At 69.9% G+C, this 12,563-nt stretch carries 6 protein-coding genes; 3 read left to right on the top strand and 3 right to left on the bottom strand.

Annotated features, from left to right (window positions below; translation table 11 throughout):
- Positions 1 to 129: 129 nt before the first annotated feature.
- From AC07NX_RS18355 to AC07NX_RS18345, 3 genes are all read right to left on the bottom strand, one after another.
- Entirely contained in the window at positions 130 to 1,509 is a 1,380-nt protein-coding gene (locus AC07NX_RS18355) for a glycoside hydrolase family 28 protein (RefSeq protein ID WP_494643720.1), read from the bottom strand.
- 82 nt (positions 1,510 to 1,591) lie between these two features.
- Positions 1,592 to 4,801, bottom strand: a complete 3,210-nt coding sequence (locus tag AC07NX_RS18350) for an alpha-L-rhamnosidase (protein WP_494643719.1) — start codon at positions 4,799 to 4,801, stop codon at positions 1,592 to 1,594.
- A 3-nt stretch (positions 4,802 to 4,804) separates the two neighbouring features.
- The gene (locus AC07NX_RS18345) at positions 4,805 to 7,069 is read right to left on the bottom strand and encodes a glycoside hydrolase family 88 protein (RefSeq protein WP_494643718.1); all 2,265 of its coding nucleotides are present in this window, start codon (positions 7,067 to 7,069) and stop codon (positions 4,805 to 4,807) included.
- A gap of 381 nt (positions 7,070 to 7,450) precedes the next feature.
- Between AC07NX_RS18345 and AC07NX_RS18340 the strand changes: the two genes are divergently transcribed.
- From AC07NX_RS18340 to AC07NX_RS18330, 3 genes are all read left to right on the top strand, one after another.
- Complete coding sequence (locus AC07NX_RS18340) at positions 7,451 to 10,417, top strand: TonB-dependent receptor (RefSeq protein ID WP_494643716.1); 2,967 nt, start codon at positions 7,451 to 7,453, stop codon at positions 10,415 to 10,417.
- A gap of 54 nt (positions 10,418 to 10,471) precedes the next feature.
- Positions 10,472 to 11,590 carry a pectinesterase family protein gene (locus AC07NX_RS18335; protein WP_494643715.1) on the top strand — a complete coding sequence of 373 codons (1,119 nt, stop codon included), beginning with the start codon at positions 10,472 to 10,474 and terminating at the stop codon, positions 11,588 to 11,590.
- A gap of 214 nt (positions 11,591 to 11,804) precedes the next feature.
- Positions 11,805 to 12,515: a LamG domain-containing protein gene (locus tag AC07NX_RS18330; protein ID WP_494643714.1), complete on the top strand. Its 711-nt coding sequence runs from the start codon at positions 11,805 to 11,807 to the stop codon at positions 12,513 to 12,515.
- Positions 12,516 to 12,563: the final 48 nt, after the last annotated feature.

Below are 12,563 nucleotides of genomic sequence, written 5' to 3'. Positions count from 1 at the left end.
TCAGGTCTAGCCGAAACGCACACACTAAACCTCACGGTCATCCGGGCTCGGCCCGGACCGCTCCGCGCCTCCCCATCCCCTCGCCAGCGAAAGCCCGAGGCCGAGAAATCGTGTCCGCCGGGAACGGCCTCAGGCCGCTGGACGCGCCTCCAGCCCCGCCACGCCCGACGAGTCCACGACCTCCGGCGCCTTGCCGTCCAGGGTGTCGACCAGCGTGCGCTTGAAGGTCCAGTCCCTGGCGTTGGCGATGCGGCCGCCGGTCTGGGCGTCGAGGTCGAGGTTGTCGAAGGCGAAGCGCTCCAGCGGCGCCTCGGGAAAGGCGGCGACCTCGAAGGCGGTCTTGGCGCCGATGGCCTTGATGTCGCTGACCCGCACGTCGCTGAGACGGGCGCGGCCGCGCTCGGGCGGCACCGGCTGGGTCATTACCCGCCAATAGTCCGGCACGCTGGTCATGCCCTCGGGAATAGTCGCGTAGCTGTAGCTGGGGTTCCAGTTCAGGTTGACGCGGAACACCGTGAAGACGTCCTGCAGGCGCAGGTCGCGGATGTCGATGTCGCGGATCACCCCGCCGCGGGTGTGGGCCGACTTGAACAGGATGCCGACCGGCGTGGGGTGCAGCACGGTCAGGCCCGAGACCTTGATATCGTGGAAGCCGCCCGAGGTCTCGCTGCCGAAGGTGATGCCGGCCGAGGCGTCGCGGATCACGCAGTCGCGGATCGAGACGTTGTAGGTCGGCCGCGCCACGCGCAGCCCGTCGGCGTCGCGGCCGGCCTTGAGGCACAGGGCGTCGTCGTTGCAGGCCACGTCGATCCGCTCGACCAGCACGTCGTGCGAGGAGTCGATGTCGACGCCGTCGGTCGAGGGGCCGCGCCCGCCTTCGTTGTTGCGGATCTCGAGGTCGGCGACGTGGATGTCGTGCGAATAGCAGACATGCACGGTCCAGAAGCCGGCGCGGCGCAGGCGGGGGCCGGCCAGCTCGACCTTTTCGGAGTCGAAGATCTGGATCAGGCGCGGCCGCTTGCAGTCGTAGTCGGCGGCCCAGCGCAGGCCCTTGGGGTCGTACTTGCGGCGCAGGGCCCAGTAGCTGTCCCAGAACACCTTGCCGTCGCCGTCGATCGTTCCGTCGCCGACGATGCGGACGTTCTTCTGCCGGTGGACATTGATCAGGGCCGCCGGCCAGGTCAGCTCGATTCCGGCGACCCGGGTCGGCAGTTCGGGATAGTCGGCCAGGTTCTGCGAGCCGAGGATCGTCACGCCCCTGTCCAGCCGCAGGGTGACGCCGGACTTCAGGAACAGCGAACCGGTCCGGTAAACGCCGGGCTTGAAGGCGACGGTCCCACCCGTCTTGGCGGCCTCGTCGATGGCGGCCTGGATGGCCCGGGTGTTCAGGGTCCTGCCGTCGCCGACGGCGCCATGGGCGTTCGCATCGACCGCGCGGTCGGCGGCCAGGGCCAGGGTCGGGGCGGCGGTGGAGACCAGGCCAAGCTGGAGGAGGGCGCGTCTGTGCATCACTGAAATCTTTCAATATCCGATGTCATCCTGGGCGTAGCGAAGACCCGGAATGACAACCTTTTGGGATGGATGGCGCCCGTCATCGCCCCACCGTGAAGCTGTAGGCGCCGGACCCGACCTCGATCACCGCGATCGCGTCCGTCCGCTCGGCAATCCGCGCCGCCCGGCCGCCTTCGCGGATCATGGCGCCGCGCCCGGCCGGCAATTCGACCCGCGCTCTGGTGTTGGCCGGCGCCACCAGGTCCAGCCGCAGGCCGTCCGTCGTGATCTTCCAACCGCAGGAAATCCGACCAACCACGCTGTCATAGTCCGCCGAGGCGCTGGCCACGCGCGGATCGACCAGCGGCCGGACGGCGATGGTCTTGAAGCCGGGCTCCAGGGCGTCGATGCCGATCACCCGCCGCCAGACGAAGCCGCACACCGCGCCGAACGCATAGTGGTTCAGCGAGCCGGTCACCACGCCGTCCTTCATCCCGTCCCAGCGCTCGAACACCGTCGTCGCCCCCTGGCCGACCTGATAACCCCAGGACGGCAGGCCGGTCTGCAGCAACAGGCCATAGGCGAGGTCGGCGTGGTCGTGGTCGGCCAGGGCGTCGAGGATGTAGGGCGTGCCGATGAAGCCGGTCGACAGCTTCACGCCGCGTCGCCGGATGTCGGCGGCCAGCCGGCCGGCCGAGGCCGCGCGCAGGGCCGGCGGGACCAGGCCGAAGCGCAGCGCCAGGACGTGGCTGGTCTGGCTGTCGTTGCCGACCCCGCCGTCCGGCCGCACGAACTCGCGGACGAAGGCCGCGCCGATGGCGGCGCGCAGGGCCTCCAGCCGCGTGGCGTCGCCGGCTCGGGCGCTGGCCCGGGCCATCTGGGCCAGCAGGTCGGTGGACCAGGCCCAGTAGGCGGTCGCGACCAGTTCCTTGGGCGTGGTGACGTCCGACCGGCTCCGGGCGTCGACCGACAGCCAGTCGCCGTAGTCCATGCCCCGGCCGTGGCGCCAGACATGGTCGGGATTGGTCGCCAGCAGCCGGCGGCTCCAGCGGTCCATGGCCGTCCAGTTCTCGTCGATCACGGCGGTGTCGCCATACCGCCGCCAGACCGTCCAGGGCAGGATGACGGCCGCGTCGGCCCAGCCGGGGGTGTTCTGGCCCAGGGCCCAGAACGGCGCGGTGTCGGGCATCTCGCCGGTCGCCGACTGGCCGGCGCGGATGTCGCCCATGAACCGCCGGGTGAAGGCGTCGACATCCATGTTGAAGGCGGCCGCGTCCCAGAAGATCTGGGCGTCGCCAGTCCAGCCCATGCGCTCGTCGCGCTGCGGGCAGTCGGTGGGCACGCCCAGGAAGTTGCCGCGCTGGCTCCACAGGGTGTTGCGCCAGAGGGCCTGGATCAGCGGGTGGTCGATCCGCGCCGCGCCGGTCAGGGCGGCGTCGCTGTGCAGGACCACGCCCTCGACCGCGTCGGCCGAGAACGCGCCAGGCCAGCCGGTGACCTCGACATAGCGGAAGCCGTGGAAGGTGAAGCGCGGCGCGAAGGTCTCGCCGGCCGGGTCGCCGCGCAGGATGTAGGTATCGGTCTGCAGGGCCCGGCGGTTCGAGGTGGTGTTCAATGTCCCGTCCGGGCGCAGGGCCTCGGCGAAGCGCAGCCTGACGGTCGCGCCGGCGGGTCCCTCGACCCTGATCCGGCACCAGCCGGCGAAGTTCTGGCCGAAGTCGAGGACGCGCACCCCGGGCGCGGGCTCGTCGACCTTGCGGACCTTGAGGGTCTGGATCGGCCGGATCGGCGGGGCGACATGAGCCGCCAGGCGGCACGGCGGCGTCTCGCCCAGGCGGGCCGGGGACCAGCCGCCGTCATCGAAACCCGGGGCGTCCCAGCCCGGCTGTTCGAGACGCGCGTCGCAGGTCTCGCCGTCATAGATCTCCGACAGCACGATCGGCGACGGCGCCAGGCGCCAGCCCTGGCCGTCGGTCTGGATCCGTGTGCGCGTCCCGTCCGTATGCTCGATCGCCAGCAGGGCCGAGAAGCGGCGCGGCGGCGGGCCGAAGGCGTAGCGCAGGTCCAGGAAGCCGAACGGACTGGCGAACCAGCCGTCGCCGACGATCGCGCCCAGCACGTTGTCGCCCGTCCGCAGCAGGTCGACGACGTCGTAGGTGCGATAGAGAGCGCGGGTGCGGAAGTCGGTGGATTCCGGCGCCAGCACCCCGTCGCCGACCTTCCTCCCGTTCAACCGCGCCTCGTACCCGCCCAGGGCGGTGGCGTAGAGCCGGGCGCGGGCGACGGGCCTGTCCAGCCGGAAGGCGCGGCGCAGCTGCACCGCCGGTCCGGTCACCCAGGGATGGCAGGGCGGGTCGACCCGCGCCGGGACCGCCTTGGGCCAGGCGGTGTCGTCATAGGCCTTGGCCTTCCAGTCTCCGGGGGCGTCCAGGATCGTGCGCCAGCCGTCCCTGGCGTGGATGCGAACCTCGCGGCCGTCGGCCGGGGTCAGGCGCAGCATGGCCGCCAGGGCGCCGCCGATCACCGGGCGGGGTTCGTCCAGGCGCAGGCCGACCTCGACGGCCAGGACGTGCGGACCCGGCGACAGGTCGGGCAGGGCGAAGCTCGGACCCTGGCCCCAGGCCGTGCGGTCGCCGGGGCGGATCAGCGACACGCCGTCCAGCCACAGGCCCGCCAGGTTGTCCTTGGCCGAGACCGTGACCTGCGCGGCCTTCACCCCTTCGGGCAGGTCGAAACGCCAGCGGAACCGGCGCGGCTCGGCGTCGTCGGTCTGGCCCCAGACCCAGCGGACGCCCTCCAGCCGCGCCTGGCGCATCGCCTCGGGTTCGGCCTCCAGCCAGCCGGCGGTCCAGTCGGCCGGGTCCAGCAGCCCCATCTCCCACCAGGCGGGGGCGCTGGGCCGCGCGGGCCGATCGCCCTGGATCCAGGCCTCCACCTTCCACCATCGGCGTTGGCCGGAGGTCAGGGACGGACCCTCGTAGGCGATGTCGAACGACCGGTCCGAAGCGACCTTGCCGCTGTCCCACAGCAACGGGCCGCCGGCGCGCAGGGCTTCGGGATTGGCCGCCACGGTCACCCGATAGGCGGTCTGGCGGATGTCGCGCGCCGCGCCGGCCTCGAGAGTCCAGGAGAACCGGGGCCTTCGATTGTCCAGGCCCAGCGGGTTTTCCAGATAGTCGACGCGGGGCGTCGCGACCCGAACCCGCGGCGTCGCGGCCCGGGCGGCGGTGATCGACACCCCCGCGCCCAGGCCGGCGGTCGCCAGCACCTGGCGGCGGTCCAGGCCTGACCGGGAGCGAGCGGCGGCCATCGGCTATTTCGCTGGATCGAACGACGGCTTCTGGGCCTGGACATAGGCCTCCCACTCGGCGCGCGAGTGGAAGTCCAGCCCTTTGTCCCAGGCCGCGCCCATGTAGTAGACGAACGGCTTGCCCGGGGTGGCCTTCAGCAGCACCAGCCAGTCGCTGTCGGTCTCGACGACGTCGACGATCTGCTTCGGGTCCAGCAGCAGGGCCAGGCCCATGGTGCCCTTGTCCGGATCGGTGACGTCCCAGAACGTCGCCACGCCCTTGGCCTTGTCGATCGTGAAGGCGCCGGGGGTCTTGGCGGTGGGCTTCTTGGTGATCCCCACCGCCACCGTCAGCGGACCCTTCCGGTCGGACTGGAAGGTCGAGACCAGTCGCGTGAAGTTGGTCCCCATCGGCAGGGTGAAGGTGCGGCTTTCCCAGACCTTGCGATCCGTCCCCACCTGCCAGGGCGCGTAGTCGACCTTGAACGACGCGACGTCCGGCCCGTCCTCGAGGATCCTGTAGGACTTCCAGTTACGCGACACCCACAGCTTGCCGCCATCCCAGACGCCCAGGCCGCCGGCGCCGCGGAAAGTTCCGACGTTGTAATAGTCGATGCCCTCGCCATGATAGGCGTGCTGGTCGCCGGTGCGCAGCTGGCGGGTCATGAACGGCCAGCGGACGCTCTTGCCCCAGGCGTCGACGCCCGAGGTCGAGGGCGGCTCGGCCAGTTCCAGGGCAGGACCGTAGATGCGGTGGGCCGTGCGGTCGTTCTCCCACAGGATGTCGTCCAGGCGCTCGGGCGCGTAGCGGACGGTGGCCCGCGGCTTGTCCTGGCCGGCGGGCGGCGGGGCCATCCGGTAGATCATCTTCGGCGGCGTCGGCTGGCCCGGCGCGGCAGGCGGGACGGTGGCCGGGGCCAGGCCCGGGCCCTCGATGGCCGGATCATAGGCCAGGGCGGCCACGGCCTTCATCTCGGCGGCGTGGCGGGCGGTCTCCTCGGGCGAGCCTTGCACGGTGCGGGGCAGGGCGGGCGTCGGGGTGGTGGCGACGATGAACTCCGGCGCGTCCCGGGCCGGTTCGGCCAGGGGCAGGGCGGCCGCGGGCTTGCCCAGGTTCATGACCTCCAGCCCCGCCAGCAGGAACGCGCCCGTGCCGTAGGGGCCGATGTCGCCGGGAGCGGTGGCGACGGGCTGGTCGCCGGTCTTCTGCACCGCGCCGATCATGCCGTTTGGCAGCACCTGGGCCTCCAGCGCCGCCCAGCCCCTGGTCACGTGGGGGAGGTAGGTCGCCCGGTCGAGCACGCCGTGATTGATCCCCCAGGCCAGGGCGTAGACGAAGAAGGCCGAACCCGAGGTCTCGGCTTCCGGAAACTGGTCCGGCTGCATCAGGCTGGAGGCCCACAGGCCGTCGGCCCGCTGCAGGCCGGCCACCCGCTTGGCCATGGCCTGGAACGTCGTCACGTAGCGCGGGCGCGAGCCGTAGTTGGCGGGCATCGACTCCAGCACCCGCGCCATGCCGGCCATGACCCAGCCATTGCCGCGCGACCAGAACAGCTTGCGGCCCTGGTCGTCACGCCGATCAATGAAGCGTTCGTCGCGGAAATACAGGCTCTCGTCCGGATCGTAGAGGCGGGCGAAGGTGCGCCACCACTGCTTGTCCACGGCGTCCAGATAGGTCCTGTCGCCGGTCTGGGCGCTCATCCGCGCCAGGACGGGCGGGGCCATGAACAGGGCGTCGCTCCACCACCAGACCAGGTGTTGCGGGATCGGCGTGCGGGTCAGGTGCGGGACCGACCAGTCCAGCCGCTGACGCAGCGGCATGATCACGCCGGGCTGCGCGCGGCGGGCGTAGAGCTCCTCGTAGAGGTCGCCGATCGCCCATTCGTCGGCGTTCAGCATCAGCTTGGGCGAGCGCGATCCGCGCAGGCCGTAGTTGAAGTGCTCGGCCGCCTCGCTGAGGAAGACCAGGGTGTCGCGATCGTTGGTCACCCGGGCCAACCGCGCCGCGCCGACATAGTAGGTGGCCGACACCCAGTTGGACGACATCTCGCGCACCGCGCCGCCGGTGGAGACCGGGATCGGCTCGGCGCGCATGGCCTGGATCTGGGCGGCGTTGGCGCGGTTCAGCACCGCCAGCACCGCGTCGGGGGCGGGGATGGCGGCGGACTTGCTGGCGACGGCCGGCCGGGGAGCCGCAATGGCGGCCTGGGCGGCGATTCCCGACCCAAGCGTGACCCCGGTCAGGGTCGCGGCCACCAGGCGGGCCAGGGGCGAAGGGGGCTGGAACATCACGACTTTCCTCCGCGAAACGCCACTGCAACCGGTGTCATTTTCATTATATGGGCTTCTATGCCATAAAATGGTATTTGGCAAAAGCCGATCTGGGGCGCCATGGAGGGCGTCCGTTGGGCCCGGAGGCTCTCGGCCGATCCGTCGCCAACGTCGTTCCGGCGCACCTCTCGGCGAGCGTGATTTATCGAAACTAGACAACAGGCAAACCCACCGCCCGTCGTCGGCGCGTCCGCTGTTCAAGCGTGGTCTGGTAACCTGTTCGCGCAGGTCCGGGCGCATGCCCGTGCTTTCGTCTTGAAAAATATGGAAAGCAATCGCAACATGCGGGAACAATGATACCGGTGTCATAAAGAACGCCAAGCCCTGGGAGGGACGACCATGCGGAAATCATCCGGTTCCTTGCGCGCGCGCCTGTTCGGCGGCGGCGCCAGCCTCGGCCTGCTGCTGGCGATCGGCGGCGCGGCTCAAGCCCAAGCCCAGACCCAGGCCACGCCGCCGCCCGTCGAAGACGACAGCACGGTCGAGGCGGTCGTCGTCACCGGCTTCCGCAACAGCCTGGCCCAGGCGCTGAACGTCAAGCGCACCTCGGCGGCGGCGGTGGACGCCATCTACGCCGAGGACATGGCCAAGTTCCCGGACCTGAACCTGTCGGAATCCATCCAGCGCATCCCGGGCGTGGCGATCACCCGCGACGCCGGGGAGGGTCGACAGATCTCGGTGCGCGGCCTGGGCGCCCAGTTCACCCGCGTGCGGATCAACGGCATGGAGGCGCTGAGCACCTCCGGCGGCACCGACGCCTCGGGCGGCACCAACCGCGGCCGCTCGTTCGACTTCAACGTCTTCGCCTCGGACCTGTTCAACCGCATCACGGTGCAGAAGACCGCCTCGGCCGAGACCGAGGAAGGCTCGCTGGGCGCGACGGTCGACCTGCGCACGGCCCGTCCGTTCGACAAGCGCGGCTTCAACTTCGCGGTCTCGGGCAAGGAGGGCTACAACGACCTGGCCGACAAATATAACCCGCGCGCCGCCGCCCTGATCTCCAATACCTGGCGTGACGACACCCTGGGGGCGCTGTTCTCGATCGCCTATTCCAAGCGCGAACTGCTGGACGAGGGCACGAGCACCGTGCGGTGGCAGACCGGGACGGCGACCGCGCCGGGCTTCCGCAGCGTGAAGGGCGTGACCTGCGCGACCAACGCCGCCGCCTGCGCGGAGGCCAACGCCGCCGTCCACCCGCGCATCCCGCGCTTCGACTGGTACAAGAACAAGCAGGAGCGCCTGGGCGCGACCGGCTCGCTGCAATGGGCGCCCAGCGACAAGACGCTGTTCACGTTCGACATGCTGTACGCCGACTTCAAGGGCCAGCGGAACGAGGACTTCCTGGAGACCTTCACGCCCCAGACCGCCGGCGTCTGCACGGCCAGCTCGCCGGCCTCGTGCGGCATGAACCAGGTCGACGTGGTCGACTACACCATCGCCACGCCGCGCACCGGCTTCCCGGTGATGACCAAGGGCACGTTCAACAATATCGACCTGAAGACCGAGCAGCGGCACGACGAACTGGAGACCGAGTTCAAGCAGTTCACCCTCGACGGCGAGCACCAGCTGACCGACAAGTTCAAGATCCACGGCGTGCTGGGCTACTCCAAGTCCGAGTTCAAGAACCCGGTCCAGAACACCGTCCAGTGGGACCAGTACAACGTCCAGGGCTACAGCTACGACTACAGCCGCGGCGACGAGTATCCGACCATCACCTACGGCACGGGCGACACCGCCAACGCCGACGCCTGGACCCTGGCCGAGATCCGCATGGTCCAGGGCTTCGTCGACAACAGCTACAAGACCGCCCAGTTGGACGGCGCCTACGACTGGAACGACAACCTGAAGATCAAGGGCGGCCTGGCCTACAAGGCCTACCAGACCGACAGCGTCGCCCTGGCCCGCTCGAACGGCACCACCGCCAACGTCAATCCGGTGACCCTGGCGGCGCTGCGCAACATCCCGCGCTCGTCCTACGCCCAGACCATCGACGTCTCGAGCCTGAGCCTGCCGGCCGGCAATGTCAGCTCGTGGATCACGCCCGACCTGAACGCGGCGATCGCCGCGCTGCACATGAACGACCCCACCTACAACAGCGCCGTCACCACGACGCCGGGCACGGTGTGGGTCAGCCCGTTCAAGTCGACCTGCTTCACCACCGGCTGCGGCATGTACAATCTGGGCGTCGAGCCCAGCCTGGGCAGCAACTACACCGTCAACGAGTGGGACACGACGGGCTATCTGCAGGGCGACTTCAACTTCGACGCCTGGGGCGTGCCGGTGCGCGGCGACCTGGGGTTCCGCTACGTCCAGACCCGGCAGAAGTCGCTGGGCTACGGCGTCGTGCCGTCCACGGTCAACGGCGTGAACTACCAGACCATCTCGGCCTCGACCGCCTCGCGCAGCTACAACGACTTCCTGCCGGCCCTGAACCTGGTGATCGAGCCGACCGAGGACTTCCTGATCCGCTTCGGCGCGGCCAAGGTCATGTCGCGACCGAACCTCGGCTCGTTGACCCCGGGCGTCAACATCAGCACGGGCAGCACCAAGACCGTCACCTCGGGCAATCCGTTCCTGGATCCGTATCGCGCCAAGACCTATGACCTGGCGTTCGAATGGTACTTCCAGCCCCAGGCCCTGCTGTCGGCGGCGTTCTTCTACAAGGACATCTCGACCTTCGTGCAGAGCTACACCTCGGCCTTGTCGACCTTCGACAAGAACCCGTTCGGCCTGCCCGACAGCGCCGCGGTCGCCGCCTGCGGCACGACGCCGGGCTGCTCGCCCGACCTGCCAGTCTGGCAGTTCAGCACCTCGATCAACACCCCCGGCGGCCCGCTGAAAGGGATCGAGCTGAACTACCAGCAGCCCTTCACCTTCCTGCCGGCCCCGTTCGACAAGTTCGGCTTCCTGGGCAACATCACGCGGGTCACCTCGGAGGTCACCTACCTGACCTCGACCGGCGCGGTGGCGGCCAAGGGCCAACTGACCAACCTGTCGAAGACCTCGTACAACGCCACGCTCTACTACGAGGACTCCAAGTTCAGCAGCCGGATCTCGGCGGCCTATCGCAGCAAGTACCTGACGCAGATCCCGGGGCGTAACGGCTCGGACGTCGAGGGCACCAAGGCGACGATGAACATCGACGCCTCGGCCACCTACAACTGGACCAAGAACCTGGCCTTCACCTTCGAGGCGGTGAACCTGACCAACGAGATCCAGGACCAGTACTATGACTCCAGCCAGCTGGTGTCGTTCTACCACGAGACCGGCCGCGAGTTCTTCGTCGGCTTCCGCTACACGTTCTGACGACGATCCGGGGCGCGGCCTTGGCCGCGTCCCGACGTCCCCTGGGGACCGCCCATGTCGATGCTTCATGATCGCCGGAGCGTACTTTCGGCCGGCGTGGCCCTGGCGGCCCTGGCCGTCGGGCCGGTCCGCGCCGCGTCCCGGCCGGCCTTCGACGCGGTGCTCGACCGCGAGGAGCAGGGCCGGGGCGGCGCCAAGGGGTTCCGCACCGTGGCGGCGGCGCTCGACGCCGCGCCGGCCGACCGGACGCGGCCGTTCCGCATCCTGGTTCCGGCCGGAACCTGGCGCGAGCAGGTCGCCGTCACCAAGCCCAACGTCCACCTGATCGGCGAGGGGCGGGCGGCCAGCGTCATCGTCTTCGACGAATACGCCGCCGGCCGAAACCGTCCCGGCGGGCCGACCGAGATCGCCACGGTCACCGTCACCGCGCCCGGCTTCCGCGCCGAGCGGCTGACGATCGCCAACGACTTCGACTATCCCGGGCACATGCCGGCCGAGGTCGACTACGACCGCACCGGAGCCAGCGGCGCCCAGGCCACGGCCCTGAAGCTGGGCAAGGGCTCGGACCGGGCCTGTTTCGAGGACGTGGCCCTGACCGGCTGGCAGGACACCCTGTTCACCGACGCCGGCCGCAGCCTGTTCCGGCGCTGCCACGTCAGCGGCTGCGTCGATTTCATCTACGGCGCCGGCCGGGCGGTGTTCGACCGCTGCGAGATCCGCGCCCGCACCCGGCCGGGCAAGCCCTTCCATGGTTTCATCGCCGCCCCCGACACCGACCGGCGCCAGCGGTTCGGCCTGGTGTTCCTGGACTGCCGCCTGACCCGCGACGCCGACATGCCTGACCACACCATGGCCCTGGGCCGCCCCTGGCGCCACACCATGACCTTCCCGGACGGCCGCTACGGCAATCCCGACGCGGTGGGGCAGGCGGCCTTCGTCCGCTGCTGGATGGACGGCCACATCGTGCCGGAGGGCTGGTACCCGATGCACTACAATCTGAAAGGCGGTCGCCGCGCGATGCTGGAGCCCGAGGACGCGCGACTGTTCGAATACGCCAGCCGCGGACCGGGGGCGGGCAAGGCGTCGAAGCGCCGGCGCCAACTGACGACGGCGCAGGCGCGGGCCTACACGATCTCCACGGTGCTCGACGGTTGGACGGGTGGCGGCGCCTAGGCGGATGCCAGTTGAAGACGAGATTCCCACCCAAAACGGTTGTCATCCCGGAAAGCGCGCAGCGCTTGTCCGGGACCCAGGACAGCCGCAACGCATCGACCCAGTCCCCTGGGTCCCGGACAGCCTCTGCGAGGCTTCCGGGATGACAAATAATTGTAGCGTATGAATAATTTCGATCGTCTCAGCACGTAGCCTTCAGACTCAAGAGCTCTCCATGCCCGACACCGCATTGATCCGCCGCGACCTGCTGCTCGGCGCCGCCGCCAGCCTGGCCGCCGGTCCGGCCCTGGCCGCCGCCGGTCCCGCCGCCGTCGTCTGGACCTTCGACCGCCTGGACAGCATCGGCGGCGAGGTCACCCACGTCGAGGGCGCGCCGACCGTGATCGACACGCCCCTGGGCAAGGCGGTGCTGTTCGACGGCGTCGACGACGCCCTGTTCATCGACCGCCATCCCCTGGCCGGCGCGGCGACCTTCACCTTCGAGGCCTTCATCCGGCCGGACGGCGGCGTGTTCGCCCAGCGGTGGTTTCACCTGGCCTCGGACGAGCCGGTCCCCGCGCCCACGGCGCCGTCCAACACCCGGATGCTGTTCGAGCTGCGGGTGGTCGGCGACCAGTGGTACCTCGACGCGTTCGTCAATGGGCCGGGCTACAAGCAGACCCTGGTCGCTCCCGACAAGCTGTTCCCGATCGGCCGCTGGCGCCACGTGGCCCAGACCTATGACGGCGAGACCTACCGCGCCTATGTCGATGGCCAGCTGCAGGGCGAGGCGAAGATCGCCTTCACCCCGCAGGGACCCGGACGGGCCTCGGTGGGCGTGCGGATGAACCGTGTGGACTACTTCAAGGGCGCGATCCGCCAGGCCCGCTTCACGCCCGCCGCGCTGACGCCTGAGGCGTTCCTGAAGTTGCCGGCGGGGGTCTAGGGGCGATGCGCGGGGTCGGCCTCGGACGGAACGGATAGGGACAGACGC

This window comes from Caulobacter sp. GW821-FHT09A05 (genome assembly GCF_059418465.1).
The sequence above is the reverse complement of the archived record's forward strand: the minus strand, read 5'-3'. Positions and strand labels throughout refer to the sequence as shown.

Excerpts from the sequence above, each read along its gene's own strand:
- AC07NX_RS18355 (WP_494643720.1), bottom strand. The coding sequence starts at position 1,509 with ATGCACAGACGCGCCCTCCTCCAGCTTGGCCTGGTCTCCACCGCCGCC.
- AC07NX_RS18350 (WP_494643719.1), bottom strand. The coding sequence starts at position 4,801 with ATGGCCGCCGCTCGCTCCCGGTCAGGCCTGGACCGCCGCCAGGTGCTG.
- AC07NX_RS18345 (WP_494643718.1), bottom strand. The coding sequence starts at position 7,069 with ATGTTCCAGCCCCCTTCGCCCCTGGCCCGCCTGGTGGCCGCGACCCTG.
- AC07NX_RS18340 (WP_494643716.1), top strand. The coding sequence starts at position 7,451 with ATGCGGAAATCATCCGGTTCCTTGCGCGCGCGCCTGTTCGGCGGCGGC.
- AC07NX_RS18335 (WP_494643715.1), top strand. The coding sequence starts at position 10,472 with ATGTCGATGCTTCATGATCGCCGGAGCGTACTTTCGGCCGGCGTGGCC.
- AC07NX_RS18330 (WP_494643714.1), top strand. The coding sequence starts at position 11,805 with ATGCCCGACACCGCATTGATCCGCCGCGACCTGCTGCTCGGCGCCGCC.